This is a genomic window from Loktanella salsilacus, assembly GCF_024206795.1.
Lineage (GTDB): Bacteria > Pseudomonadota > Alphaproteobacteria > Rhodobacterales > Rhodobacteraceae > Loktanella > Loktanella salsilacus.
On the sequence record NZ_CP072994.1, the window covers coordinates 986,183 to 1,011,881 of the forward strand.

At 62.0% G+C, this 25,699-nt stretch carries 23 protein-coding genes; 20 read left to right on the forward strand and 3 right to left on the reverse strand.

Annotated elements, in window-relative coordinates:
* The first annotated feature begins 179 nt into the window (after positions 1-179).
* On the forward strand, positions 180-2,576 hold the full coding sequence (locus KBW81_RS04980; protein ID WP_254248547.1) for an ATP-dependent helicase: 2,397 nt from the start codon (positions 180-182) through the stop codon (positions 2,574-2,576).
* Here the strand turns inward: KBW81_RS04980 and KBW81_RS04985 are convergent, their stop codons facing one another.
* Both KBW81_RS04985 and KBW81_RS04990 read right to left on the reverse strand, forming a co-directional pair.
* Complete coding sequence (locus tag KBW81_RS04985) at positions 2,577-3,236, reverse strand: LysE family translocator (RefSeq protein WP_254248548.1); 660 nt, start codon at positions 3,234-3,236, stop codon at positions 2,577-2,579.
* Positions 3,237-3,965: 729 nt separating this feature from the next.
* On the reverse strand, positions 3,966-4,118 hold the full coding sequence (locus tag KBW81_RS04990) for a DUF1127 domain-containing protein (RefSeq protein ID WP_372803805.1): 153 nt from the start codon (positions 4,116-4,118) through the stop codon (positions 3,966-3,968).
* Positions 4,119-4,426: 308 nt separating this feature from the next.
* Here KBW81_RS04990 and KBW81_RS04995 point away from each other — a divergent pair, with 308 nt between their 5' ends.
* From KBW81_RS04995 to murD, 10 genes are all read left to right on the forward strand, one after another.
* Complete coding sequence (locus tag KBW81_RS04995) at positions 4,427-5,500, forward strand: Mrp/NBP35 family ATP-binding protein (RefSeq protein ID WP_090184452.1); 1,074 nt, start codon at positions 4,427-4,429, stop codon at positions 5,498-5,500.
* A 698-nt stretch (positions 5,501-6,198) separates the two neighbouring features.
* A complete protein-coding gene (locus KBW81_RS05000) occupies positions 6,199-6,636 on the forward strand; it encodes a division/cell wall cluster transcriptional repressor MraZ (RefSeq protein ID WP_090184449.1) in 438 nt (145 codons plus the stop codon).
* 9 nt (positions 6,637-6,645) lie between these two features.
* Positions 6,646-7,611 (forward strand): 16S rRNA (cytosine(1402)-N(4))-methyltransferase RsmH, encoded by a 966-nt coding sequence (rsmH, locus tag KBW81_RS05005; protein ID WP_090184447.1) that lies wholly within the window; start codon positions 6,646-6,648, stop codon positions 7,609-7,611.
* Positions 7,611-7,970 carry a cell division protein FtsL gene (gene ftsL / locus KBW81_RS05010; RefSeq protein WP_090184632.1) on the forward strand — a complete coding sequence of 120 codons (360 nt, stop codon included), beginning with the start codon at positions 7,611-7,613 and terminating at the stop codon, positions 7,968-7,970. Before rsmH ends, ftsL begins: the two co-directional genes overlap by 1 nt.
* Entirely contained in the window at positions 7,967-9,751 is a 1,785-nt protein-coding gene (locus tag KBW81_RS05015; RefSeq protein ID WP_254248549.1) for a peptidoglycan D,D-transpeptidase FtsI family protein, read from the forward strand. The genes ftsL and KBW81_RS05015 overlap by 4 nt, the downstream gene beginning before the upstream one ends.
* Before the next feature lie 18 nt (positions 9,752-9,769).
* Complete coding sequence (locus KBW81_RS05020; protein WP_254248550.1) at positions 9,770-11,257, forward strand: UDP-N-acetylmuramoyl-L-alanyl-D-glutamate--2,6-diaminopimelate ligase; 1,488 nt, start codon at positions 9,770-9,772, stop codon at positions 11,255-11,257.
* On the forward strand, positions 11,254-12,672 hold the full coding sequence (locus tag KBW81_RS05025; protein WP_254248551.1) for a UDP-N-acetylmuramoyl-tripeptide--D-alanyl-D-alanine ligase: 1,419 nt from the start codon (positions 11,254-11,256) through the stop codon (positions 12,670-12,672). Before KBW81_RS05020 ends, KBW81_RS05025 begins: the two co-directional genes overlap by 4 nt.
* A gap of 24 nt (positions 12,673-12,696) precedes the next feature.
* The gene (mraY, locus tag KBW81_RS05030; protein WP_090184434.1) at positions 12,697-13,779 is read left to right on the forward strand and encodes a phospho-N-acetylmuramoyl-pentapeptide-transferase; all 1,083 of its coding nucleotides are present in this window, start codon (positions 12,697-12,699) and stop codon (positions 13,777-13,779) included.
* A gap of 124 nt (positions 13,780-13,903) precedes the next feature.
* On the forward strand, positions 13,904-14,380 hold the full coding sequence (locus KBW81_RS05035) for a hypothetical protein (RefSeq protein WP_254248552.1): 477 nt from the start codon (positions 13,904-13,906) through the stop codon (positions 14,378-14,380).
* A 61-nt stretch (positions 14,381-14,441) separates the two neighbouring features.
* Positions 14,442-15,839 (forward strand): UDP-N-acetylmuramoyl-L-alanine--D-glutamate ligase, encoded by a 1,398-nt coding sequence (gene murD / locus KBW81_RS05040; RefSeq protein WP_254249004.1) that lies wholly within the window; start codon positions 14,442-14,444, stop codon positions 15,837-15,839.
* A gap of 20 nt (positions 15,840-15,859) precedes the next feature.
* Here murD and KBW81_RS05045 read toward each other — a convergent pair whose 3' ends face one another.
* Complete coding sequence (locus KBW81_RS05045; RefSeq protein ID WP_254248553.1) at positions 15,860-17,032, reverse strand: BaiN/RdsA family NAD(P)/FAD-dependent oxidoreductase; 1,173 nt, start codon at positions 17,030-17,032, stop codon at positions 15,860-15,862.
* 159 nt (positions 17,033-17,191) lie between these two features.
* Between KBW81_RS05045 and ftsW the strand changes: the two genes are divergently transcribed.
* From ftsW to ftsA, 9 genes are all read left to right on the forward strand, one after another.
* Positions 17,192-18,361 carry a putative lipid II flippase FtsW gene (gene ftsW / locus KBW81_RS05050; protein WP_090184428.1) on the forward strand — a complete coding sequence of 390 codons (1,170 nt, stop codon included), beginning with the start codon at positions 17,192-17,194 and terminating at the stop codon, positions 18,359-18,361.
* Positions 18,362-18,464: 103 nt separating this feature from the next.
* Positions 18,465-19,553: an undecaprenyldiphospho-muramoylpentapeptide beta-N-acetylglucosaminyltransferase gene (gene murG / locus KBW81_RS05055; protein ID WP_254248554.1), complete on the forward strand. Its 1,089-nt coding sequence runs from the start codon at positions 18,465-18,467 to the stop codon at positions 19,551-19,553.
* Between the two features lie 16 nt (positions 19,554-19,569).
* Entirely contained in the window at positions 19,570-20,967 is a 1,398-nt protein-coding gene (gene murC / locus KBW81_RS05060; RefSeq protein WP_254248555.1) for a UDP-N-acetylmuramate--L-alanine ligase, read from the forward strand.
* Entirely contained in the window at positions 20,964-21,230 is a 267-nt protein-coding gene (locus KBW81_RS05065) for a DUF2484 family protein (RefSeq protein ID WP_254248556.1), read from the forward strand. The genes murC and KBW81_RS05065 overlap by 4 nt, the downstream gene beginning before the upstream one ends.
* Positions 21,227-21,484, forward strand: a complete 258-nt coding sequence (locus tag KBW81_RS05070; protein ID WP_090184413.1) for a DUF2484 family protein — start codon at positions 21,227-21,229, stop codon at positions 21,482-21,484. The genes KBW81_RS05065 and KBW81_RS05070 overlap by 4 nt, the downstream gene beginning before the upstream one ends.
* Positions 21,481-22,416 carry a UDP-N-acetylmuramate dehydrogenase gene (gene murB, locus KBW81_RS05075; protein ID WP_254248557.1) on the forward strand — a complete coding sequence of 312 codons (936 nt, stop codon included), beginning with the start codon at positions 21,481-21,483 and terminating at the stop codon, positions 22,414-22,416. Before KBW81_RS05070 ends, murB begins: the two co-directional genes overlap by 4 nt.
* A 71-nt stretch (positions 22,417-22,487) precedes the next feature.
* Positions 22,488-23,408 carry a D-alanine--D-alanine ligase gene (locus tag KBW81_RS05080; protein WP_175499117.1) on the forward strand — a complete coding sequence of 307 codons (921 nt, stop codon included), beginning with the start codon at positions 22,488-22,490 and terminating at the stop codon, positions 23,406-23,408.
* Positions 23,396-24,298 (forward strand): cell division protein FtsQ/DivIB, encoded by a 903-nt coding sequence (locus KBW81_RS05085; RefSeq protein WP_245754096.1) that lies wholly within the window; start codon positions 23,396-23,398, stop codon positions 24,296-24,298. The genes KBW81_RS05080 and KBW81_RS05085 overlap by 13 nt, the downstream gene beginning before the upstream one ends.
* Positions 24,298-25,632 (forward strand): cell division protein FtsA, encoded by a 1,335-nt coding sequence (gene ftsA, locus KBW81_RS05090; protein ID WP_254248558.1) that lies wholly within the window; start codon positions 24,298-24,300, stop codon positions 25,630-25,632. Before KBW81_RS05085 ends, ftsA begins: the two co-directional genes overlap by 1 nt.
* Positions 25,633-25,699 lie beyond the last annotated feature (67 nt).

The following is a 25,699-nucleotide window of genomic DNA, read 5'->3' on the forward strand; positions in this document are numbered from 1 at the left end:
ATCCCTTTTGCAGTTGCAGCATTGTTAAGCGCTGCTGAAAGGATGTCCAGTAGCCGTTGCGCAAAGGCGCTGGCGGGTGTGTGCCCTTTGCAGATCGCCCGCTTATTGATCGCGCGGTGATGTGAACGGATCGTGAACAGGGGTTTATCTGCGCCGCGTTCAGGCGTATGCCTAAGGGCATGAGCAGTTATTCCGAAGACGACGCCTTTGAGGCCGCCGCCCGCCCCCTTAGCCAGCGGGCCATGCCGCAACGCAGTGCCGGCCCTTATCTAGAGGGGCTGAACGACGCGCAGCGCGCCGCCGTTATGGCGCTGAATGGTCCTGTGTTGATGCTAGCGGGCGCTGGCACTGGGAAAACCAAGGCGCTGACATCGCGAATCGCGCATCTTTTGGTGACGGGAACGGCCCGCCCGCAGGACGTGTTGGCGGTGACTTTCACCAACAAAGCCGCCCGAGAGATGAAGAACCGCGTGGGCCGCCTGATGGGCGAAACGGTCGAGGGGATGCCGTGGCTGGGCACCTTTCACGCGATCTGCGTCAAGCTGCTGCGCCGCCATGCGGAACTGATCGGGCTGAAATCGAACTTTACGATTCTGGATACAGACGACCAGATCCGGCTGATGAAACAGCTGATCATTGCCGCCGGGATCGACGAAAAACGCTGGCCGCCGCGCATGCTGGCCGGAATCATTGACGGGTGGAAAAACAAGGCGCTGACGCCTGATAAGGTGCCGCTGGCCGAAGCAGGGGCCTTTGATCAGAAAGGTGTCGACCTTTACGCCGCCTATCAGCGCCGTCTGTTGGACCTGAATGCCTGCGATTTCGGCGATCTGCTGCTGCATATGGTCACGATTTTTCAGACGCATACCGACGTGCTGGAAATGTATCAGCGGCGCTTTCGCTATATCCTCGTGGACGAATATCAGGACACGAACGTCGCCCAATACCTGTGGCTGCGGCTGCTGGCGGCGGCGCATAAAAATATCTGCTGCGTGGGCGACGACGACCAGTCGATCTATGGCTGGCGCGGCGCCGAAGTCGGCAATATCCTGCGGTTTGAACAGGATTTCCCCGGCGCGACGGTTGTCAAGCTGGAACAGAACTACCGGTCTACGGAACATATCCTGGCGGCCGCCTCTGGCGTGATCGCAGGCAACAAGGGGCGGCTGGGCAAGACCCTGTTCACCGAGGCGACGGGCGGCGAAAAAGTACGCCTGATCGGTCATTGGGACGGCGAGGAAGAAGCCCGCTGGATCGGTGAAGAGATTGAGGCCCTGCAGCGCGGCACGCGCGGGCTGGAAAAAGTCAGCCTTGATCACATGGCGATTCTGGTGCGCGCCAGCCACCAGATGCGCGCCTTCGAGGATCGCTTTCTGACCATCGGTCTGCCCTACCGCGTCATCGGCGGGCCACGATTCTACGAGCGTTTGGAAATCCGAGACGCGATGGCCTATTTCCGGCTCGCGGTATCGCAGGATGATGATCTGGCGTTCGAGCGGATCGTGAATACCCCCAAACGCGGCCTTGGGGACAAGGCGGTGCAGACCATCCAAAAGGCCGCACGGACCAATGGCGTCAGCCTTGTCGAAGGCGCGCGGATCGTGGTGCAGGCCAAACTGCTGGGCGGTAAGGGCCTGAAAGAACTGGCGCAACTCGTCGACGGCTTGGATCGCTGGCACGCGCAAGTCCGGTCAGAGGCGGATACGCATCAAGAACTGGCCGAGATGATCTTGGACGAATCCGGCTATACTGGCATGTGGCAAAACGACAAAACGCCAGAAGCGCCGGGCCGGCTTGAGAACTTGAAAGAACTGGTTAAGGCGCTGGATAACTTCGAGAACCTGCAAGGGTTCTTGGAACACGTCGCGCTGATCATGGACAACGAGACAGAACAAGAGGGCGAGAAGGTCAGCATCATGACCCTACACGCCGCCAAGGGTCTGGAATTTCCCGCCGTGTTCCTGCCGGGCTGGGAGGATGGTTTGTTCCCGTCCCAGCGCAGTATGGATGAAAGCGGTGTGAAGGGGCTCGAGGAAGAACGCAGGCTGGCCTATGTCGGCATCACGCGGGCCGAGGCGATTTGCACGATCTCTTTTGCCGCGAATAGGCGGGTTTACGGGCAGTGGCAAAGTGCATTGCCGTCCCGCTTTATCGACGAGCTGCCAGAAGACCACGTCGAGGTGCTGACGCCGCCGGGGCTTTACGGCGGCGGCTACGGCGCGGCGGGGATGGCGGCCAGCGCGAGCCCCAAGCTGCGCGAAGAAAGCATGTCGGACCTGCATCAAAAGGCCCATGACGCGAACGTCTATAACTCGCCGGGTTGGCGGCGGTTGCAGGCACGCGGCCAGCAGCGCGGCATGGCCCAGCCGGTCGAGGCCCGCAATATGGTCATCGATATGAGCGCGGTCAGCGCTTTTACGACCGGCGACCGGGTGTTTCACCAGAAATTCGGTTACGGCGTGATCGAGGGGATAGAGGGCGACAAGCTGGACATCGCTTTCGACAAGGCTGGGTCCAAGAAGGTCGTCGCCAAATTCATCGTGGCCGCAGACGCAGCCGACGACGTGCCGTTCTGATCACGGCAGTGCGGCGCTGTTTGGGCTGCCGCCCAAAGACGCCCCGCCCGCCGTCCCATCCGAATGCACAAGCATCGGATAGAGTGAGGCCAGCAGCAGCGCGGCCATCGTGATGTTGAAAATCCGCAGGCGCTTTGCCGTGCCAAGAAAACGGCGCACCTGTACGCCAAGCACCGCCCAAACCGTGATCGACGGCAGATTGGTGCACAGGAAAATGACCGCCACGAGCATGGAGCCTGACCAAACGCTCCAGTCTTGCGGGGCATAGGCTGTGATGGCCGTGATCGCCATGACCCAAGCCTTGGGGTTCACCCATTGAAACGCCGCCGCTTGCAAAAATGTAAAAGGTTTGCCGGTGACGCGCGATGCCTCTGGCGGCAGGGCCGTCGCGATTTTCCACGCAAGCCAGGTCATATAAAGGACTGCGCCAACGGTCAGCACGGTATTTAAGACCGGGAACGTATGGAACAGCCGCAGCAACGCGACCCCCACCATGACCACCATAAAGCTGTGGCCCAGACTGACGCCCAACATATGCGGCAGGGTCCGGCGCAGGCCATAATTCGCACCTGACGCCATCAGCATCAGGTTATTGGGGCCGGGCGTGATTGAACTGGCAAAAGCGAATTGCACCAGCAGGTATAGGGCAAGAGGTTCCATCCGCCCGGGTTAACGTCAAACCCGCAGGGCGACACCTGATATATTGTGCTGATTACAATCGCTGGTGTGCATCCCCCAAAAAACCAAAAAGGCGATGCGCGGGAGGAGGTGCGCATCGCCTTGATCTGGGATGTGAGCTCTGGGGAGGAGGTCAGAGCCGCATCTTTCGCCCTAGCCGCAGGGAGGAGGTTGCGGCGTCAGGCTATCCGGGGTGGCTGCGGGAGGAGGTGCAGCGCCCGTATGGGGTCAAATCGGTGGCGGCCGGGAGGAGGTGACCGCCACCGATCTGTATTGGACTGCGCCGCAGGGAGGAGGTTGCGGGCCGTCCGGGTCGTAAACCCCAAGGCCAACCAGGGAGGAGGTTGGTGGCCAGGGGGCCTGTCAGAACTGCCGCGGGAGGAGGTGCAGCGTTCCGATCTGAATGTCCTGTCGGTGGTGGCCGGGAGGAGGTGACCACCACCGATCTGGGTGGACCGCGCCGCAGGGAGGAGGTTGCGGGCCGTCCGGTATTTTCCAAAGTTTGCCAGGGAGGAGGTTGGCGCCCTTCGGATCATATAGGTAACTGCGGGAGGAGGTGCAGGTTCCCATATTTCTTAAACTGGTTTCAAAACGGCGACCCGGGGAGGAGGTCGGGTCGCCGTCTTGTTTTGCGCGCCCACCGCAGGGAGGAGGTTGCGGCGGCGCGGGTCAGAAACGGTCAGGGAGGAGGTTGACCGGTTCCGAACTGAATTACTTGCCGTAAGCGGCTTCATAAGCGATGGCGCGGATCATCGAGCGGGAGATGCCCAGATCGGCCAGATCGCGGTTGTCGAGCGACTGCAGTTCAGTCATCGTTGTCCGGTACACTTTACGTGCTGCCATTGCTGCGATCATGCGTGCCATCAGGCCGGGTGCTGCTGTCTGTGTTGCGTTTGCGTATGCCATGTTCATCTCTACCTTCGTCGTCTTAAATTTCGGTGCAGTGTCTGTCGTTCTGCTTGTGATGGTTATGTAGGAAGATGCTGCACCTGCACAATGGACGTGTTGGCAATGCCGCTATGCAGCAAATGCAACGTTACCCTAGGACAGTTTTTACGCCGCTCAATCATTGGGCAAAACCTGCGCGCGCCCTTGTGAAATAGGGGGTTGCGGGTTTGGGCCCCGCGTCACAGGGTGCCGCAAACGCCATGCACTATGAAGGAAATATGAAAATGCCGACGTCCCGGGACGATATTTTGGCCGCTGTTGCAGGGATTTCGCTGCCGGACGGTGGCACTTTGGGGGCCAGCGATATGGTCCGTGCCATTCAGATTGACGCAGATACGGTCCGTTTTGTCATTGAAGCCCCTGATTCTGCCACCGCCGCCACGCTAGAGCCTGTGCGCCAAGCTGCGGTCGCCGCGGTGCAGGCGCTTGCGCCCGGTCAGACTGTCTCGGCTGTGTTGACAGCGCATAGCGCGCCTGCGCCCAAGCCCGAGCCGCCCAGCCTAAAGATTGGCCGTCACCCCACACCGCAGGCTGGCCCTGCGCCGGTGGTCGGCGTTGACCGCATCTTGGCGATTGGATCGGGCAAGGGCGGGGTTGGTAAATCGACTGTGTCTTCTAACCTAGCGGTGGCGCTGGCCAAGAAGGGGCGGCGCGTCGGTCTGCTTGATGCGGATATATACGGTCCTAGCCAGCCGCGCATGATGGGCGTCAGCAAACGGCCCGCCAGCCCGGACGGCAAGACGATCATTCCGCTGCATGCCCACGGCGTCACCATGATGTCGATTGGTCTGATGGTGGACCCGGACAAAGCCGTCGTCTGGCGCGGACCTATGTTAATGGGCGCATTGCAGCAGATGTTGACGCAGGTCGAATGGGGCGAACTTGACGTCCTTATTATAGACCTGCCGCCGGGGACGGGGGATGTGCAGCTGACCCTGTGCCAAAAGACCAGCGTCACCGGGGCCGTCATCGTCAGCACACCGCAAGACGTCGCCCTGCTGGATGCGCGCAAAGCCATCGATATGTTTAAGACACTCAATACGCCGCTGCTGGGTCTGATCGAGAATATGTCTACCTTCTATTGTCCGCATTGCGGGGAAGAGACGCAGATCTTTGGTCATGGCGGTGTCAGCCATGAAGCAGAGCGTCTGGGCGTACCATTCCTGGGCGCGTTGCCGATTGATCTGGATACCCGGCTGTCGGGGGACGCAGGCACGCCGATCGCTTTGGGCGACGGCCCGGTGGCGCAGGCCTATGCCGAGCTTGCCCAGCGGTTCATTGACGGCGGGATGGCCTAACCGTCCGAATCCCCGGCCCGCGGGCTGGCATGGAATCTCTGTGAACTTAGAATCGGATCGCCCCAAGGGGCGGTCCGATTCTTCTTTCCGGGCCTCAAATTTCCGCAGACTTAGTTATTTTTTAGGATTGACTGCGTCTTGATGGTCACTGGTTTTGCGCGACTCGGACGGGTCTCGAAACTTTTTTGGGGTTTTTGTGAACCCCGCACCACGGTTAATATTTCCACAAGATGTAGGGATTTTTATCCACAGGTACGCAAGATGGCGGCGGGGGTCTGTGGATAACTTCCGAATCACAGACCCGTGAAAACCCCCGGTTTCCCGTGAAGTTCACAGCAATCCCAAATTAGTCATTGCCGCAGCCGGAAGCGTCTGCCAAAACAGTGTCACGGTAACGACGGGCAGACAAACAAGGGGCATCTCAAGAACCCCACCGGCAAAATGTCAGGTTTCATACAGGCCTCGTTTTTACCCAATAAAGCGATCCGGCGCGCGAGCGAGCAGACATCCCCCCAGGTGGCGCGCGCAGTCGGTCCAGCCCTTTCAGGGCAGAAGATGGCGGGTTGAGTAGTGGCAGCTTCTCAATCCGCCGTTTTCACATCTAAGACAGATTTTCGGGGGACGGGCAGTCAGAAGGCTACAGGTTGAACCTCTCGTTTACGAGCACATACCAGTCGAAAGTAGACGCCAAGGGTCGCATGTCGATCCCGGCGAAATTTCGACGCGTGATCGAAGCGGGCGACCCGGCCTGGACCCCCGACCAACCCATGACCGCCAAAATCCTTTACGGCAAACACCTTGGCGAAAGCCTGCAAGTGCTGACGGTCGAGGCCTATGACGCCAAGATCGGCCGCATCATGGCGATGCCCGACAGCGACCCCAACAAGAACAAGCTGCGCAAGCTGTACATGGGTTATTCAGAAGACCTGACCATCGACAAAGACGGCCGCGTCGTGCTGGCCCTGCGCCTGCGCGAAAAGCTGGGCGTCGTCGAGGGCGAGCTGTCTTTCATGGGTCTTGGCGAATATTTTCAGATCTGGAAGCTTGAAAGCTTCGAGGCCGACGTTGACGAACCGCTTGATGAGTGGTTGGACGAAATGGGCGAAGATTTCGACCCGATGAGCCTCGTGCCGTAAGGATCCACCATGTCAGATGCACCCCACATTCCCGTCCTGATCAATGCGATCCTCGACGCATGCGCGCCGATTCATGGCACGTGGCTGGACGGTACATTTGGGGCAGGGGGCTATACCCGCCGTCTGCTGGATGCGGGCGCTGAACGGGTGATCGCCGTCGACCGCGACCCGCTCGCGTTCGAGATGGCGCAGGACTGGATCGGCGACTACGGCGACCGGATCGTGCCTGTCGCAGGCACCTTTTCCAAGCTGGACGAATACGCGCAGAACCTTGACGGCGTCGTGCTGGACCTTGGTGTCAGCTCTATGCAGCTTGATCTGGCAGAGCGCGGCTTTTCCTTCATGCGCGACGGGCCGCTTGATATGCGGATGTCGCAATCCGGCTTTTCTGCCGCCGACCTTGTCAACATGAAGGACGAGGCGGAAATCGCTGATATTATTTATCTTTACGGTGAAGAGCGTGCCAGCCGCCGCATCGCAAAAGCCATCGTTGCAGCCCGTCCCGTGACGACGACAGCGCAGCTGGCCCGGATCGTGGAATCCTGTCTGCCGCGCCCCAAGCCGAACCAATCCCACCCCGCCACGCGCACCTTTCAGGCGCTGCGTATCGCGGTGAACGACGAATACGGCGAACTTGCCACCGGCATGGAAGCGGCCGAACGTGCGCTGGCCCCCGGCGGGCAACTGGCCGTCGTGACATTCCATTCGGTCGAGGACCGGATGGCGAAACGTTTCATTCAGACCCGCAGCGCGACAACGCCCAATGCGAACCGCTATGCGCCAGTGCTGGACACCGTCGTGCCCGCCTTTACGCAAAAAACACGCAAAGCCATAGTGGCGGACAAAGATGAAGTCGCGATGAACCCGCGGTCGCGCTCGGCCAAGCTGCGGGTCGCGATCCGCACCGATGCGCCTGCGCAGCCGATGGATCGCAAGGACATGGGGATGCCGATGATGAAGGGTGACGCGCAATGATGCGAGCCGTGATGTATCTGATGGCGGCGCTGTCCGTCATGGGGCTGGCGTTCTGGGCCTACCAGGAAAACTACGCCACGCAGCAAGCCATCAAGGACGTGCGCCGTCTGCACGCGCAGATTGGTGATGCGCATGAACGGCTGGGGATGCTGCGGGCCGAATGGGCCTATCTGAACCGTCCGGACCGCCTGATTGATCTGGCCGAGATTAACTTTGACCGCCTTGGCCTGCTGCCACTGGGGCCAGAGGCCTTCGGCAACATTGAATCCATCGTCTATCCGCTGCCCGATATTCTGCCCATTACCGATCCCATCGACATTAGATCCGTCACCCCGGGTGGCGGCGAGGACCCGCTATGATCCGCACACCGCTTCGCCCGCTGGCCCGCATTCTTAAAGCCCGTGAACGCGGCGAAGATCCCGGCGCGATTGCCGCCGAAAACCTGCGCCTGCGCCACGAAGCGATTGCCGACAAATCCCGCGCCCGCGCCGAAGGGCGCCTTTTGGTGCTGGGGGCCTTCTTTGCCGTCGCTTTCCTGACCATCGGCCTGCGGATGGGCACCATCGCGAACTCTGCCCCAGAAGAGCCGCGCACCGCTGCAACCGGCAACCCGATCATCGGCCAGCGCGCTGATATCGTAGACCGCAACGGCCGCATCCTTGCCACCAACCTCGAGACACACTCGCTGTACGCCCAGCCGCAGCACATGATCGACCCGCTGCGCGCCGCAAGCGAGCTGAAGGCAATTTTCCCGGAACTCGACGAAGAGCGGCTGATCAAGGATTTCACCGGCAAGCGTAAATTTGTTTGGATTCGCAGACAGTTATCGCCGGAACAGATGCAGCAAGTCCACGACATCGGCAGCCCCGCGCTACTGTTCGGACCGCGCGAAATGCGGCTTTATCCCAACGGCCCCATCGCGTCCCACGTCCTTGGCGGGGCCAGCTATGGCCGCGAAGACGTCGCCAGCGCCGAAGTCATCGGTGTCGCCGGGATCGAGCGTAACTTCGACAGCTTGCTGCGCGATCCCGCGAACGAAGGCAAACCGCTGCAACTGTCGCTGGACCTTAGCGTGCAGGCCGCGACCGAAGAAGTGCTTGATGGCGGCATGAAGTTGCTGAACGCCAAAGGCGCGGCATCGGTCTTGATGGACATCCACACCGGCGAAATCATCGCCATGGCGTCCTTGCCCGACTTTGATCCCAACAACCGCCCGCAGGTTTTACTGACCGGCGATCAGTCCGACAGCCCGCTGTTTAACCGCGCGGTGCAGGGCGTTTACGAGCTTGGCTCGACCTTCAAAATCTTTGCCGTCGCGCAGGCGATGGAACTGGGGTTGCTGAACCCCGACACGATGATCGACACCAAAGGCCCGCTGACTTGGGGCCGGTTCCGCATCCGCGACAGCCACTATTTGCCGCCCAGCATGTCCGCCACCGATATCATCGTCGAATCCTCGAACGTTGGCACGGGCCGCATCGCCATGCAGATCGGCGGCGAACGCCAGCGCGCATTCCTGACCTCGCTGGGCCTCGCAGAGGCGACCCCGGTCGAGCTGTCAGAGGCACCTTCTGGTGCGCCGCTATTGCCGAAAAACTGGTCAGAAATCAGCACCATGACGATCAGCTTCGGTCACGGTATTTCCGACTCGCCGCTGCATCTGGCTGCCGCCTATTCGTCCCTGCTGAACGGCGGCACCCGCGTGCTGCCGACCTTGCTGAAATCGGATACGGTCCAGCAAGGTGCCCGCGTCGTGCGCCCAGAGGTCAGCGCGCGCGCCCGGTCCATGCTGCGGCAGGTCGTGACCCGCGGCACCGCATCGATGGGCGATGTCGAAGGTTACCGCGTCGGCGGCAAGACAGGCACAGCCGACAAGCCCAAGGAAAACGGCGGCGGCTATTATGACGACAAGGTCATCGCGACCTTTGCCAGCGTCTTTCCCGCCGACGATCCCAAATATGTGCTGATCGTCACGCTGGACGAGCCGAGCGAGAATTCCGGTGACAAGCCGCGCCGCACTGCTGGCTGGACCGCCGTGCCGGTCGCTGCTGAAATGATCCGCCGCGTCGCACCGCTGCTTGGACTGCGACCACAGATTGAAGTCTCTGACGTTGCCAGTGTAACACTCACCTCGAACTGAACGGGCGAGGGCCAAGACATGGCGCAGACGAAAACGCTGGCGGAACTAGGATTAACGGCGCAAGGCGGCCGCAGACCCCAGATTGCAGGCCTGACAACCGACAGCCGCGCCGTGCGGCCGGGCCATATGTTCGCCGCGATGCCGGGCAGCAAAGTGCATGGCGCTGCCTTTATTGCCATGGCGTTGGAAAAGGGCGCAAGCGCGATCCTGACCGACGCGGAAGGCGCGCAATTGGCATCAGAGGCGCTGGCCGGATCGGACGCCGCGCTGATCATCGCCGAAGACCCCCGCGCAGCCTTGGCGCAGACCGCATCGCTGTGGTTTGGACCGCACCCGGACGTCATGGTCGCCGTGACCGGCACCAACGGCAAAACCAGCGTGTCCACCTTTACCCGCCAGATCTGGGAGGCGCTTGGCTATCCCGGCATCAACATTGGCACCACCGGGGTCGAAGGCGCATGGTCCGCGCCCCTGCATCACACCACCCCCGATCCTGTGACCCTGCACCGCGTACTGGCGCAAGCCGAAGCCGCTGGCATCACCCATGCCGCGATGGAGGCATCAAGCCACGGCCTAGACCAGCGCCGCCTTGACGGCGTCGTGCTGCATGCGGCGGGCTTTACGAACTTCACGCAGGACCATCTGGACTATCACCACACCTTCGAGGCGTATTTTGACGCCAAAATGGGCCTGTTTACCCGCGTGCTGTCCGAAGATGGCGTCGCCGTCGTGAACTTTGACGATCCACGCGGCCACGAGGTTGCCAGCCTGTGCACCACCCGCGGCATCGAAGTGATCGGCGTCGGTCGCCACCCGGACGCGCGGCTGCGCATCCTCAGCCAGCGGTTTGACGACACGGGCCAAGACCTGCGCTTTTCTTGGCAGGACCGTCCACATACCGCGCGGCTGAACCTGATCGGCGGCTTTCAGGCGGATAACGTTGCGCTGGCCTGCGGCTTGGCCATCGCGGCGGGGGCTATTCCGGGCGAAGTCTTTGATGTCATGGATCAACTGACGACCGTGCGCGGGCGCATGCAACTGGTCGCGCGCCGCGATAACGGGGCCACGGTTTTTGTCGATTACGCCCATACGCCGGACGCCGTGCAAACCGCGCTCAAGGCGCTCAAACCGCATGTCATGGGCCGCCTGATCGTTATCGTCGGCGCGGGCGGTGATCGCGACGCCAGCAAGCGGCCCTTGATGGGGCAGGCGGCGGCGGAAAACGCGGATCTGGTGATCGTGACGGACGACAATCCCCGCTCGGAACGGCCCGAAGACATTCGCGCTGCCGTGTTGGCCGGCGCAAAAGGCACCGCCGAGGTGATCGAGGTCGGCGACCGCGCCGAGGCAATCCTGCGCGGCATCGACGCGCTGGGGCCGGGCGATGCGCTGCTGATCGCAGGCAAAGGCCATGAAACCGGGCAAACCATCGGCGATACGGTGCTGCCCTTTGACGACGCGGAACAAGCCAGCGTTGCTGTCGCCGCATTGGAAGGCAAGATATGATCCCGCTTTGGACCGCCGCTGACGCCGCCCTTGCCACGGGCGGGACGGCCACAGGTGACTGGCACGCGAACGGTGTCTCGATCGACACGCGCACCTTGCAGCCGGGCGATCTGTTCGTCGCCCTTGCTGCCGCACGCGACGGGCACGAATTTGTGGCGCAGGCGCTGGCAAATGGGGCCGCAGCCGCATTGGTCACCCACCGCCCGGACGGCGTGGCGGATGATGCGCCGCTGCTGATTGTGGCTGATGTGCTGCGCGCGCTAGAGGCGCTGGGTGCCGCAGCCCGCGCCCGCACGCAGGCCCGCGTTGTGGCCGTGACCGGCTCTGTCGGCAAAACATCGACCAAGGAAATGCTGCGCGCCGCGCTGACGCCGCAGGGACGCACCCACGCGGCAGAGGCGTCTTATAACAACCACTGGGGCGTGCCCCTGACCCTTGCGCGGATGCCTGCGGATACCGAGTTCGCGATCATCGAAATCGGCATGAGCAACCCCGGAGAGATCGCGCCGCTGGCTAAATTGGCGCGCCCCCATGTTGCCATGGTCACCACCGTCGCTGCCGCGCATCTAGAGGCCTTTGGCGCGCTGTCCGGCATCGCTGCCGAGAAAGCCTCGATCATGGACGGGCTAGAGGCAGGCGGCATCGCCGTATTGAACGCCGATCTTGAGACATCGCACATCTTGCTGGACCATGCGGCGGCAGGGCAGCACAAGATCGCAACCTTTGGCAAAGGCGCGGACTGGGCGCTTGGTGATGTGCGCATCACCGACAGCGCGACCGTGATTAACGCCAGCCACAACGGCACCGATTATCTGTTCAAACTCTCTGTCCCCGGCCGCCATTTCGCGATGAACGCTGTGGCCGTGCTGGCTGCTTGCGATGCGCTTGGCGCGGACCCGGTGCAGGCGGCGCAGGATATCGGCCAGTGGCAGCCGCCTATGGGGCGCGGCACGCGCGAAATCGTTGTGCTGGATTACGGCATTGCCGAAGAAACCCTCGACCTGATCGACGACGCCTTTAACGCCAACCCGACATCCATGACCGCCGCGCTAGAGGTCCTGTCGGCCAGCACCCCGCGCGACGGCGTGGGCCGCATCGTCAAAGGGCGCCGCGTCGCAATCTTGGGCGATATGTTGGAACTCGGGCCGGACGAAATTGGGATGCACACCGCGCTTGCGGACGATCCTCATCTTGCCAAAGCGCATATCGTGCATTGCGCAGGGCCGCGCATGCGGGCGCTGTTTGACGCCCTGCCTGCCGATCTGCGCGGCCAATGGGCACCTGAGGCGGACGATCTGGCCGGCCAGGTCGCGCGCCTTGTGGATGCAGGCGATGTTGTGCTGGTCAAGGGATCAAAGGGCAGCAAAGTGTCCCGCGTTGTTGACGCGATCCGCAAACTCGGGCATCGCTCTTGACGATAAAAGCAAGGAAATAACCAGATGTTGTATTGGCTGACAGAGCTGTCGGACGGCGGCGATTTTTTCAATCTGTTCCGCTATATCACATTCCGCGCGGGCGGGGCGTTTCTGACCGCGCTGGTGTTCGGCTTTATTTTTGGTCTGCCACTGATCAACGTGCTGCGCCGCAAGCAAGGCAAGGGTCAACCAATCCGCACTGATGGGCCAGAGGGGCACTTTGCCAAGGCTGGCACGCCAACCATGGGCGGGCTGCTGATCGTGGGCGCGCTGACGACCTCGACCCTGCTTTGGGCGCGGCTGGATAACCCTTACGTCTGGATGGTGCTGTTTGTGACGCTGGCCTTTGCCGCCATCGGCTTTGCCGACGATTACGCGAAGGTCAGCAAGCAGAATACCAACGGCGTGTCGGGCCGGGTCCGCATTGTGCTGGGCCTGCTGATCGCCGCGATTGCGGGCTATTGGGCGGCGCAATACCATCCGGCAGAGCTGACGAACCAGCTGGCCGTGCCGATCTTTAAGGACGTGTTGATCAACATGGGTTTCTTGTTCGTGCCCTTTTCGATCATCGTGATTGTGGGCGCGGCCAATGCGGTGAACCTGACCGACGGTCTGGACGGCCTTGCCATTATGCCCGTGATGATCGCAGCGGGCACCTTTGGCATCATCGCCTACTTCGTTGGCCGTGTTGACTTTTCCCTAAGCCTTGGCCTGCACTATGTGCCGGATTCAGGCGAGATTTTGGTGTTCTGCGCTGGCCTGATCGGCGGCGGTCTTGGGTTCCTGTGGTATAACGCGCCGCCCGCCGCCGTGTTCATGGGCGACACCGGATCGCTTGCCCTTGGCGGCGCGCTGGGTGCAATCGCCGTCGCAACCAAGCACGAGATCGTCTTGGCCATCGTCGGCGGTCTGTTCGTGGTCGAGGCGTTGAGCGTCATCATCCAAGTGCTGTATTTCAAGCGCACGGGAAAACGCGTGTTCCTGATGGCCCCGATCCACCACCATTACGAGAAAAAGGGCTGGGCCGAGCCGCAGATCGTCATCCGCTTTTGGATCATCTCGCTGATCCTCGCGATGATCGGCCTTGCGACGCTGAAAGTACGGTAATCCAGCACGCATCTGCGGGGGGCCCGCCGGTCCCCCGTGATGACCTTCGCTTCAGCATAAGCATTCACCTTTCATTCAGACCTGCGGCCTAAACATGGTGCGGCAGTGGCTGGCGAAAGTATGGATGATGCCCGATAACCGTCTCGACCCCGCGTTGGTCACCCCCAGTTACGAAGACGCGGGTCTGTTTAAGTACGATCTGTGCAGCTTGAACCTGTCGCTTTTGCCCGGTGTGCGGCGCAATGCGCGGGCTGACTATATTTTTGACGCCATGATCGATGGCAAATACCGCGCGCCTATCTTCTTTGCCGGGCGCAGGGCCAGACAGACCTTTTTAATGCTGGACGCGATGACACGCATGGCCCGCGGCGTCCCGCTTGCTGATCCGGCGGATGATGATCTGCCAGACAGCAACCCAGACCTGTACCTTGCCTATGACGGGCCCAGCATTCCACTTCAGGTAAATGGCGCATGGCGCAGCCCGGTGATTGAGGATGATCAGGGTTTTGCCCGCCCCATGCACCAGTTCATCGCTGCCGTCTGGACGTTGAACGCAGGAACCGGACCCGGAATGCAATTCGGCGCGCCCCCCGTGCGCTGACGCTCTTGCATCCCGGACCCCGCACAGGGCAATGTCCGCCCAAACAGCCATGGGGTGCGCGATGATACCGGTTCAAGGATATGACGGACGGCAGGTTGCTGTGCTGGGGCTTGGCCGGTCGGGACTGGCGACGGCCCGCGCATTGGCCGCTGGCGGCGCAACGCCGATCGTATGGGACGACAGCCCGCGGGGCCGCGACACGGCAGAGGCTGAAGGCTGGATCGTGCGCGATCTGACCGCGCCCGGTGCCTTTGACGGCATCGCCGCGCTGATCGTATCCCCCGGCATTCCGCACCTGTACCCCTTGCCAAACCCCGTCATCGCGGCGGCATGGGATGCGGGCGTGCCCGTGGATAATGATATTGGCCTGTTCTTTCGGTCCTATGCCACCGACGATTGGGATGGTTTCGATGCCGCACCCCGCGTGATCGCGATCACCGGATCGAACGGCAAATCTACGACCTCGGCCTTGATCCACCACATCCTTGTGGAAAACGGCCGCCCGGCGCAATTGGCTGGCAACATCGGCCGCGGCGTGCTCGACATCGACCCCGCGCATGACGGCGAAGTCGTGGTGCTGGAACTGTCGAGCTATCAGACCGATCTGGCCCGGAACCTGACGCCGGACGTTGCGGTTTTGACCAACATCAGCCCCGACCATCTGGACCGCCACGCCGGACTGGGCGGCTATTTTGCCGCCAAGCGCCGTCTGTTCGCCGAAGGCGGCCCGGACCGCTGCGTTATTGGAGTCGATGAAAACGAAGGCCGGTCACTGGCGAACCAACTGGTCGAAAACTTTGGCGACGACCGCCTGATCCGGGTGTCGGTCAATCGCAAGCTGACCGACGGCTGGACGGTCTTTGCGCGCAAAGGCTTCCTAAGCGAATATCGCCGGGGCAAGCAAATGGCGTCTATTGATCTGCGCGGCATCAAGGGATTGCCGGGCGCGCATAACCATCAAAACGCCTGCGCTGCCTATGCGGCCGTGCGCACGCTGGGGATCGGCCCCAAGGGGATCGAGGCGGCTTTGCACAGCTATCCCGGTCTGCCGCATCGCAGTCAGTTGGTGGCCGAAGCGGCCGGCGTGCAGTTCATCAACGACAGCAAAGCCACCAACGTCGACGCCGCAGCGAAGGCGTTGCAGGCCTTTCCCGCGATCCGCTGGATTTGCGGCGGTCTGCAAAAAGAAGGCGGGCTTGATGGGCTATTGCCGCATCTTGGCGCGGTCAAAAAGGCCTATGTCATCGGGCGTGAGGCCGAAAGCTTTGCCCGTCAATTGCCGGGGGTCGAGGCTGAGATTTGCGGCACAATGGACGTCGCTGTGGCCCGCGCCCGCGCTGATGCGGTGGCTGGCGAAGTGGTGCTGTTGGCCCCGGCCTGTGCGTCTTTTGACCAATACGACAGCTTTGCCGCGCGGGGCGATGATTTCACCGCGCAGGTGTTGGCTGGCATCGCTTAGGGGCGAAAACTATTGCACCGTTATCGCCCAGCGATGGCGGTGCCTGCGGCCCAGCCCGACGACCAAGCCCACTGAAAGTTATATCCGCCCAGCCAGCCGGTGACATCGACGGCCTCGCCAATAGCAAACAGGCCCGGCACGGTCTTGGCCTCCATCGTGCGGGAATTCAGCGCGGCGGTGTCGATACCGCCCAGCGTGACCTCTGCGGTGCGATAACCTTCGGTGCCGGTCGGGGTCAGCTGCCACTGATGCAGGGCCGTGCCCAGATCACGCAGCGCGGCGTCCGGCAGGTCTGCAAGGTTTGCCGTTGGCCAGTCCGGCGCAAGGTATTGCACCAATCGCGCGGGCAGGTGGCGCGACAGCACGCTGGTCAGGCCTTTGCGCCCTTCGGTCTGTTTTGCGGCAATCAGGATATCGCCCAGCGGCGCGGCAGGGGACAAATCGACCGTGATCGCATCACCCTCGGGCCAATAGGACGAGGCTTGCAAGATGGCCGGGCCGGACAGGCCGCGATGCGTGAAGAGCAGCGCCTCGGTAAAGCCGGGGCCTTGCGCCGTCACCCGCGCGGGCAGGGCGGTGCCTGCCAGCGGTTTGAAACGCTCGTCCGTAAAGGTGAAGGGCACCAGCCCGGGGCGCGGCGTCACCACAGGCAGATCAAACTGCGCCGCCACGCGGTAGGCCAGATCGGTCGCGCCCATCTTGGGGATGGATTTGCCCCCCGTTGCAAGGATCAGGTTATCGGCGGTCACGTCAATGTCGCGTCCACCCCGTGTTAGCGTGACGTGGAACATGCCGTCGTGGCGGACCGCGCCAATCGCGGTGTCCAGCCAGATTTTCGCGCCAGCATGCTCTGCCTCGGTCAGCAGCATCTGCACGATCTGCTTGGCAGAGCCGTCGCAGAACAACTGGCCCAGCGTCTTTTCGTGGTGCGCGATCCCATGCGCATCGACCAGCGCGATGAAATCCCATTGCGTATAGCGCGACAGCGCCGATTTCGCGAAATGCGGGTTCTGGCTGATAAAGCGGTCCGGGCTGGTGTGCATATTCGTGAAATTGCAGCGCCCCCCGCCAGAGATGCGGATTTTCTCGCCCGGCGCTCGGGCATGGTCAACGACCAGCGTATCGGGGCCAGCGTGGGCGGCGGCCATAAGGCCGGCGGCGCCAGCGCCAAGGATCAGGGTGTGGACATGCATCCACCGGAACTGGCGCGGAAAACGCATCAAAGCAAGGGGGCAGGGGTGTGATTTTCGCCTGCCGCGCGATTTGAAGTGGAAATGACGCGCGGGCCGGGTTAAGCTGGCAGAATAGATCCGCGGAAAACGCGGACATGAGGCAGTCAAGGCGGTAATACGATGACCGAAATGGTGTATGGCGCGCCGCGCGTTGTGGCAGGTGATCCTGTTCTGCCGCGCTGGTGGCGGACGATCGACAAATGGAGCATGTGCTGCATTTTGGCGCTTTTCGGCATTGGGCTGCTTCTGGGGCTGGCGTCTTCGCCGCCGCTTGCGGCTAAAAACGGTCTTAGCCCCTTTTATTATGTGACCCGCCAAGGCTTCTTTGGCGGCATGGCCTTGATCGCCATGTTTGGCGTGTCGATGATGACCCCCGTGATGGTGCGCCGGCTTGCGGTCATCGGCTTTGCCTGCGCCTTTGTCGCGCTGGCGTTGCTGCCGATTTTTGGCACGGATTTTGGCAAGGGCGCCGTGCGCTGGTATTCCTTCGGCTTTGCCTCTGTGCAGCCGAGCGAGTTCCTGAAGCCCGGCTTTGTCGTTGTCGCTGCGTGGTTGATGGCGGCGGGACTGAGTGTGGGCGGTCCTCCGGGGCGGATGTATTCGTTTATCCTGACGATTGTAATTGTGGCGTTTTTGGCGCTGCAGCCTGACTTTGGTCAGGCCTGTCTGGTGCTGTTTTCATGGGGCGTGATGTATTTCGTCGCCGGTGCACCGATGACCTTGCTGATCGCCCTTGGCGGTGTTGTCGGGGGCGTGGGTGTATTTTCGTATAACATGTCCGAACACTTTGCCCGCCGCATCGATGGTTTCCTTAGCCCCGATGTCGATCCGCGCACCCAGCTTGGCTATGCGACGAATGCGATCCGCGAAGGCGGATTTTTCGGTGTCGGCGTGGGCGAGGGGCAAGTGAAATGGTCGCTGCCGGACGCGCATACTGACTTTATCATTGCTGTCGCGGCAGAGGAATACGGCCTGATCTGTGTGATGGCGATCATCACCCTGTACGGCGTGATCGTGGTGCGCAGCCTGATGCGGCTGATGAAAGAGCGCGATCCGTTTGTACGGCTGGCGGGCACTGGTCTGGCCTGCGCCTTTGGCGTGCAAGCGATGATCAACATGGGCGTGGCCGTGCGCTTGCTGCCAGCCAAGGGGATGACCCTGCCGTTCGTCAGCTATGGCGGATCGTCCTTGATCGCGGGCGGCATCGCCGTCGGCATGTTGCTGGCGCTGACACGCTCGCGCCCACAAGGCGAGATTGGCGATATCCTGATGCGGCGCGTCGGGCGGTGAACGTTTTTCGTAGAAAAATCATGCAGGCGCAAAGATGGGGGGCCAGCCCCCCGTCCTGCGGACTCCCCCCGGAGTTTATCTGGCAAGGTGAATGGAGGGCGTTATGCCACTCTTGATGATGGCGGCGGGCGGTACCGGCGGGCATATGTTCCCGGCGCAGGCCTTGGCCGAGGCGATGCTGGATCTGGGTTGGCGGGTGAAGTTGAGCACGGATCCGCGCGGCGCGCGTTACGTTGGCGGCTTTCCTGACGCGGTCGAGGTTGTGCAAGTCGATAGCGGCACCTTTGCCCGCGGCGGCGCACTGGCGAAGGTCGCGGTGCCTTTGCGGATTGCGGGTGGATCGCTGAGCGCGGTCATGGCGATGCGGCGGGATCGTCCCGATGTGGTTGTTGGCTTTGGCGGCTATCCGGCCATTCCGGCGATGACAGCGGCGACGTTGTTGCGCATTCCGCGCATGATCCACGAACAGAACGGGGTGCTGGGCCGGGTCAATCAGGTCTTTGCCAAGCGCGTCGATATGGTGGCGTGCGGGACTTGGCCAACGGCGCTGCCGGACGGCGTGACCGGCGAGCATGTCGGAAATCCGGTACGGCAGTCCATTTTGGACCGCGCGGGGGCTGGGTATATTCCGCCTGGCGATTATCCGATGTCCGTGCTTGTCGTTGGCGGAAGCCAAGGCGCGCGGATCTTGTCGGATGTGGTGCCGGCTGGGATCGCGCTGCTGCCAGAGGCGCTGCGCCGCAATATTCGCGTATTTCAGCAAGCCCGGGCCGAGGATGTCGACCGGGTGAATGCGTTTTATGCGGCCCGCGGGATCAACGCAGATATTCGCACCTTCTTTGACGATATGCCGACCCGGTTGGCCGAGGCGCAATTGGTGATCGCCCGGTCTGGCGCAAGCACAATTGCCGACCTGACCGTGATTGGCCGCCCCGCGGTGCTGATCCCTTATGCTGCTGCAGCGCAGGACCACCAAAGCGCCAATGCGCGGCAGATGGTGGATGCGGGCGCTGCAATCTTGATGCCGGAAAGTAAATTTAACGCCGAAAACCTGGCCGAGCACATGGAAACGGTGCTGACGCATCCGTCCGGCGCGCTGCAAATGTCCCGTGCTGCCTTGTCCTGCGGGACGCCTGACGCTACAGCGCGGCTGGTCCAACTGGTGCAGCAGTTGGCGGACGCAAGACACTGATGAACGGAATAAGACGATGATGGCACCGACAAAACTGCCGCTGGACGTAGGCGCAATCCACTTTGTGGGCATTGGCGGCATTGGCATGTCCGGCATTGCCGAGGTGCTGATCAATCACGGCTACCGGGTGCAGGGCTCTGATTCAAAGGCCAGCGCGATTACCGCGCGGCTTGAAAGCCTTGGGGCGAAGATTTTCGTCGGGCAGCGCGCTGAAAACCTAGAGGGTGCCGAGGTCATCGTCATTTCCTCTGCCATCAAGGCGGGCAATCCGGAGCTGGACGCCGCGCGGGCGCAAAAACTGCCTGTCGTGCGCCGGGCCGAGATGCTGGCCGAGCTGATGCGCCTGAAATCCAACGTGGCCATCGCAGGCACGCACGGCAAGACCACGACGACCACCATGGTTGCCGCCTTGCTGGACGAAGGCGGCCTTGACCCGACGGTTATCAATGGCGGCATTATTCACGCCTATGGGTCCAACGCGCGCATGGGCCAGGGCGAGTGGATGGTCGTCGAGGCGGACGAGAGCGACGGCACCTTTAACCGTTTGCCCGCCACGATTGCAGTCGTCACCAATATCGACCCAGAGCATATGGACCACTGGGGCACGATCGAAAACCTGCGTCAGGGTTTCCTTGATTTCGTGTCGAACATTCCGTTTTACGGGCTGGCCGTGTGCTGCACCGACAATGCCGAAGTGCAGGCGTTGGTGGGCCGCGTGACAGACCGCCGTGTCGTAACCTATGGTTTCAACGCGCAGGCAGATGTGCGGGCGATTAATCTGAAGTACGTCAAAGGCGCGGCGCATTTTGACGTGGCCTTGCAGTCCGAAGACGACGTGATCGAAGGCTGCGTTTTGCCGATGCCCGGCGATCACAACGTATCGAACGCGCTGTCGGCCGTCGCTGTGGCCCGCCATTTGGGCATGAAAAAAGACGAGATCCGCGCCGCACTGGCAGGGTTTGGCGGGGTTAATCGCCGCTTTACCCGCGTCGGCGAAGTGAATGGTATCACCATCATCGACGACTACGGCCACCACCCGACGGAAATCCTTGCGGTGCTCAAGGCCGCGCGTCAGGCCACCGAAGGCCGCGTCATTGCCGTGCACCAGCCGCATCGATACAGCCGCTTGCACCACCATTTTGACGATTTCTGCGCCTGCTTTAACGACGCGGATGTGGTCGGCATTACCGAAGTTTACGGCGCTGGCGAGGACCCCATTCCCGGCGCTGACCGCGATGCGCTGGTGGCGGGTTTGATCCGCCACGGCCACCGCCACGCTCGCGCTGTTGCATCCGAGGACGATCTGGAACGCCTTGTGCGCGAACAGGCCCGGCCCGGCGATATGGTCGTTTGCTTGGGGGCCGGCACGATCAGTGCTTGGGCCTACGGGTTGAAAGACAGGCTGGGCGCGTGATCTGGTCTGTCCTAATAGGCGCGCTTTGGGTGCTGGCGGCGACGATCACCGCCTTCTTGCCAATGCGCTTACAGATGGTGCCGGGGATTGCCTTGCTTGTCGCCGCCCCGGTCTTAATCGTCTGGCTGGGGTTTGATTTCGGTTGGCTTGTCGGTGTGGCCGCACTTTTGGCCTTTGGGTCCATGTTCCGTAATCCGCTGCGCTATTTCTGGGCGCGGGCGCGGGGCCAAAACCCGGCGCTGCCGTCCGAGTTGATGAAATGAGCGCGCCGATCCTGATGGCGCTGATCTGGCTGATTGCTGCGAATGTCGCCGCAATGTTTCCTAGCCGGGACCATCACTGGCGCTTTGCTTACGTCATGATTGCGATTGGCATTCCGCTGCTGGGTTGGCTGACGTGGCAGCAGGGGCCAATCGTTGGCCTGCTGTTTCTGGCCGCCGGGGCAAGCGTGCTGCGCTGGCCGCTGATCTATTTGATGCGCTGGCTGCGCGGGGCAAAGGGACCAAAGTCATCATGAACCTGCCTGACGTACGCGGCACGCTGACGGTTGACCGCCCCCTAGCCGATCTGACGTGGCTGCGCGTGGGCGGGCCTGCGGATGTGCTGTTCCAGCCTGCGGATTTGGACGATCTGCGCGCGTTTCTGGCGGCGCTTGATCCCGCCGTTCCGGTGTTCCCGATGGGCGTCGGCAGCAATCTGATCGTGCGCGATGGCGGTGTGCGCGGTGTGGTGATCCGGCTGGGGCGGGGCTTTAACAGCATCGCCATCGACGGTCTGACCGTGACAGCAGGGGCTGCCGCGCTGGACGCTCATGTCGCGCGGCGCAGCGCCGAGGCGGGCGTTGATCTGACCTTCCTGCGCACCATTCCCGGCAGCATCGGCGGAGCCCTCCGGATGAACGCGGGCTGCTACGGCGCCTATGTCGCGGATGTGTTTCAATTGGCGCAGGCGGTTTTGCGCGATGGCACGCTGGTGACACTTGGCGTGGATGATCTGGCCTTTGCCTATCGCTCTAGCACTTTGCCGGATGGGGCGGTGCTGGTTAGCGCCGTGCTGAACGGGCAGGCGGGTGATCCGGATGCGCTGGCGCAGCGCATGGACGACCAGATTGCCAAGCGCGATCAAACCCAACCGACCAAGGACCGCACCGCCGGCAGCACCTTTCGCAATCCTGTCGGTCATTCCAGCACGGGCCGCAGCGACGACACCCATGATCTGAAGGCCTGGAAGGTGATCGAGGACGCCGGGATGCGCGGTGCAACCCTAGGCGGTGCTGTGATGAACCCGATGCATGCCAACTTTTTAACCAATGCGGGCGGTGCAACTGCCGCAGAATTAGAAGATTTGGGCGAGCTGGTGCGGAAAACGGTTTACGATTCCGCGCAAATCACATTAGAGTGGGAAATCATGAGGGTTGGCGAACGAACCCCGAAAGATACCACGAATTAACCCTGTATGGGGTGCCACGGACAGGTGGCAAATAACGAAAGACAGGCCGCAAAGGTCTGCAGGATTGGCGGTTGGGTATGTCGAGCAGGACGGATCCCAAGGTAGTTGTATTGATGGGCGGGCCGTCCGCAGAGCGTGAAGTTTCACTCTCGACGGGCCGTGAATGTGCAAAGGCCTTGCGGGATGAAGGATTCACGGTTGTGGAACTTGACGCTGGGGCTGATTTGCCTGCGCGTTTGGCTGCCGAAATGCCTGCTGTCGTCTTTAACGCTTTGCATGGCCGCTGGGGCGAAGACGGCTGCGTGCAGGGTCTGCTTGAATGGCTGCGTATTCCTTACACTCACTCTGGCGTGCTGGCTTCGGCCCTTGCGCTGGACAAGCAGCGCACCAAAGACGCCTTTGTTGCAGCTGGTTTGCCTGTCGTGAAAAGCGTCATCGCTAATGCGGCTGATGTGCGCGCCGGACATGTGATGCCGCCGCCTTATGTCGTGAAGCCCAATAACGAAGGGTCCAGCGTTGGCATCTATCTGGTGCATGACGCAGGCAATGGGCCGCCGCAACTGTCTGACGATATGCCGGACACCGTGATGGTCGAGGCTTTCGCCCCGGGCAGAGAGATGACGACCACCGTGATGGGCGACCGCGCCTTGACGGTGACCGACATCCTGACCGACGGCTGGTATGACTATGATGCCAAATACAAGCCCGGCGGCTCGCGCCACGTGGTGCCTGCCGATATCCCGGCCGAGATTTTTGACGCCTGCATGGATTACGCCCTGCGCGCCCACCGCGCCTTGGGCTGCCGGGGCATCAGCCGCACGGATTTCCGCTGGGATGAATCCCGCGGCCTAGACGGGTTGATCTTGCTGGAAACCAACACCCAGCCCGGCATGACGCCGACGTCACTGTCGCCAGAGCAGGCGGAAAAAGTTGGCATCCCCTTTGGCACCCTGTGCCGCTGGCTGGTCGAGGATGCATCATGCGCACGATGAAGGAACCGCGCGGCTACGCCGCCACCCCGCGCACCCGTCCGGTCCGCGATCCTGCGCCGTCCAAGTGGGGCTATCGCTGGCAGCGCTGGATGCTGACACCGGGCGTGCGCACGGGGCTTCGCCTTGGCGTGCCAACGCTGGTGATTGGCCTGATCGGCACGGCGTGGTTTTCCAACGACGCCAACCTTGCCGTGGTCACGGACCGCTATGACCAGATCAAGGCCGCCATCCAGCACCGCCCTGAATTTATGGTCACCGGCCTTGCCATCACCGGCGCGGACGAAGAGCTGGCCAGCCAAGTCGCAGAGCTTGTGTCGGTTGAATTTCCCGTCTCGTCTTTCGATCTGGAACTGGAAGCGATGCGCGCCAAGGTCGCCGCACTGGATGCTGTCAGCGATGTTTATGTCCGCGTCGGCGATGCGGGCGCGCTGGAAATCGGGATCACACCGCGTCAGCCCGTCGCCTTGTGGCGCACGGCTGAAGGCTTGCGCATGCTGGACGATAACGGCGTCTTTTCCGGCGACGTGGCGGGGCGCGCTGAACGGCGTGATCTGCCGCTGATCGCTGGCGACGGCGCAAAGGAACATATGACCGAGGCGCTGGCCTTGTTTCGCACCGCCGCCCCCATCGCCACGCGTGTACGGGGACTGGTGCGGATCGGAAATCGGCGCTGGGATATGGTGCTGGATCGCGGCCAACGCATTCAACTGCCGGGTGAAGGCGCAGAGGCCGCATTGGCCCGCGTTATCGCGCTGGAAGACACACAAGATCTGCTGGCGCGCGATGTTATCTTAGTAGATATGCGTAATGAAAACCGGCCAACGGTAAGACTACAACAAGATGCAGTTGCGGCGACACGCAACGCAGTCACGACAGGGGCAAGCAACTAATGCGGGATCTTTACGAAACACAGCGGGCCATGCGGAACGTGCGCAAAGCGGCCATGCAGCGCGGTGTGATTGCCATTCTGGACATCGGCACGTCCAAGATTGCCTGCCTTGTGTTGCGTTTTGATGGACCTGGCCGTGCGGCGCAGACTGACGGCGTCGGCGCGCTGGCAGGACAGTCCCAGTTTCGCGTGATTGGTGCCGCCACAACCCGGTCCCGCGGTGTGCGCTTTGGCGAAATTGACGCGATGCAGGAAACCGAGCGCGCGATCCGTACCGCCGTTCAGGCGGCGCAAAAGATGGCCGAAGTCCGCGTCGATCACGTCATCGCTTGCTTTAGCGGTGCGCGTCCCCGGTCCTATGGTCTGGACGGCGCTGTCGATGTTGAAACCGGCATCGTGACAGAGGCCGATATCGGCCGCGTGCTGGCGTCCTGCGAAACCCCTGATTTTGGCCACGACCGCGACGTTCTGCACGCGCAGCCCGTGAACTTTGCATTGGATCACCGCAGCGGCATGGCCGATCCGCGCGGGCAGGGCGGCCAGCGTCTGGCGACCGACCTGCACCTGATGACCGTGGACGCGACCGCGATCCGCAATATCTTTTTCTGCATCAAGCGTTGCGATCTGGAATTGGCGGGCCTTGCGTCCTCTGCCTATGTCGCTGGCGTGTCGTCGCTGGTCGAGGACGAGCAAGAACTTGGCGCGGCTTGCATCGATCTGGGCGGCGGCACGACGGGCATTTCCGTCTTTATGAAAAAGCACATGATCTATTCCGATGCGGTGCGCATGGGCGGCGAACATGTGACCAGCGACATCAGCATGGGACTGCAAGTCCCGATGCAGGTGGCAGAGCGGATCAAGACATTCTACGGCGGCGTTGTCGCCACGGGGATGGACGACCGCGAGATGATTGAAATCGGCGGTGATACCGGCGATTGGGAACGCGACCGCCGGACCGTCAGCCGGGCAGAGCTGATCGGCATCATGCGCCCACGCATCGAAGAGATTTTGGAAGAGGTCCGCGCGCGTCTGGACGCCGCTGGCTTTGAATATCTGCCCAGCCAGCAGATCGTTCTGACAGGTGGCGGCAGCCAGATCCCCGGTCTTGACGGATTGGCCGCCAAGATTTTGGGCCAGCAAGTCCGCCTTGGTCGTCCGCTGCGCGTGCAGGGTCTGCCGCAGGCCGCCACGGGTCCGGCCTTTTCCGGTGCTGTGGGCTGCGCATTGTTCGCCGCGAACCCGCAGGACGAATGGTGGGATTTCGATATCCCGGCCGAAACCTATCCCGCGCGGTCGCTGAAACGTGCCGTGAAGTGGTTCAAAGACAACTGGTGACACGCTAGATTTCGCCGAATCGACCATATGCGGCGAAAAATGCGCGGAAACACGCCATATTTTGTGG

Excerpts from the sequence above, each read along its gene's own strand:
- KBW81_RS04980 (WP_254248547.1), top strand. The coding sequence starts at position 180 with ATGAGCAGTTATTCCGAAGACGACGCCTTTGAGGCCGCCGCCCGCCCC.
- KBW81_RS04985 (WP_254248548.1), bottom strand. The coding sequence starts at position 3,236 with ATGGAACCTCTTGCCCTATACCTGCTGGTGCAATTCGCTTTTGCCAGT.
- KBW81_RS04990 (WP_372803805.1), bottom strand. The coding sequence starts at position 4,118 with ATGGCACGCATGATCGCAGCAATGGCAGCACGTAAAGTGTACCGGACA.
- KBW81_RS04995 (WP_090184452.1), top strand. The coding sequence starts at position 4,427 with ATGCCGACGTCCCGGGACGATATTTTGGCCGCTGTTGCAGGGATTTCG.
- KBW81_RS05000 (WP_090184449.1), top strand. The coding sequence starts at position 6,199 with ATGTCGATCCCGGCGAAATTTCGACGCGTGATCGAAGCGGGCGACCCG.
- rsmH (WP_090184447.1), top strand. The coding sequence starts at position 6,646 with ATGTCAGATGCACCCCACATTCCCGTCCTGATCAATGCGATCCTCGAC.
- ftsL (WP_090184632.1), top strand. The coding sequence starts at position 7,611 with ATGCGAGCCGTGATGTATCTGATGGCGGCGCTGTCCGTCATGGGGCTG.
- KBW81_RS05015 (WP_254248549.1), top strand. The coding sequence starts at position 7,967 with ATGATCCGCACACCGCTTCGCCCGCTGGCCCGCATTCTTAAAGCCCGT.
- KBW81_RS05020 (WP_254248550.1), top strand. The coding sequence starts at position 9,770 with ATGGCGCAGACGAAAACGCTGGCGGAACTAGGATTAACGGCGCAAGGC.
- KBW81_RS05025 (WP_254248551.1), top strand. The coding sequence starts at position 11,254 with ATGATCCCGCTTTGGACCGCCGCTGACGCCGCCCTTGCCACGGGCGGG.
- mraY (WP_090184434.1), top strand. The coding sequence starts at position 12,697 with ATGTTGTATTGGCTGACAGAGCTGTCGGACGGCGGCGATTTTTTCAAT.
- KBW81_RS05035 (WP_254248552.1), top strand. The coding sequence starts at position 13,904 with ATGATGCCCGATAACCGTCTCGACCCCGCGTTGGTCACCCCCAGTTAC.
- murD (WP_254249004.1), top strand. The coding sequence starts at position 14,442 with ATGATACCGGTTCAAGGATATGACGGACGGCAGGTTGCTGTGCTGGGG.
- KBW81_RS05045 (WP_254248553.1), bottom strand. The coding sequence starts at position 17,032 with ATGCATGTCCACACCCTGATCCTTGGCGCTGGCGCCGCCGGCCTTATG.
- ftsW (WP_090184428.1), top strand. The coding sequence starts at position 17,192 with ATGACCGAAATGGTGTATGGCGCGCCGCGCGTTGTGGCAGGTGATCCT.
- murG (WP_254248554.1), top strand. The coding sequence starts at position 18,465 with ATGCCACTCTTGATGATGGCGGCGGGCGGTACCGGCGGGCATATGTTC.
- murC (WP_254248555.1), top strand. The coding sequence starts at position 19,570 with ATGATGGCACCGACAAAACTGCCGCTGGACGTAGGCGCAATCCACTTT.
- KBW81_RS05070 (WP_090184413.1), top strand. The coding sequence starts at position 21,227 with ATGAGCGCGCCGATCCTGATGGCGCTGATCTGGCTGATTGCTGCGAAT.
- murB (WP_254248557.1), top strand. The coding sequence starts at position 21,481 with ATGAACCTGCCTGACGTACGCGGCACGCTGACGGTTGACCGCCCCCTA.
- KBW81_RS05085 (WP_245754096.1), top strand. The coding sequence starts at position 23,396 with ATGCGCACGATGAAGGAACCGCGCGGCTACGCCGCCACCCCGCGCACC.
- ftsA (WP_254248558.1), top strand. The coding sequence starts at position 24,298 with ATGCGGGATCTTTACGAAACACAGCGGGCCATGCGGAACGTGCGCAAA.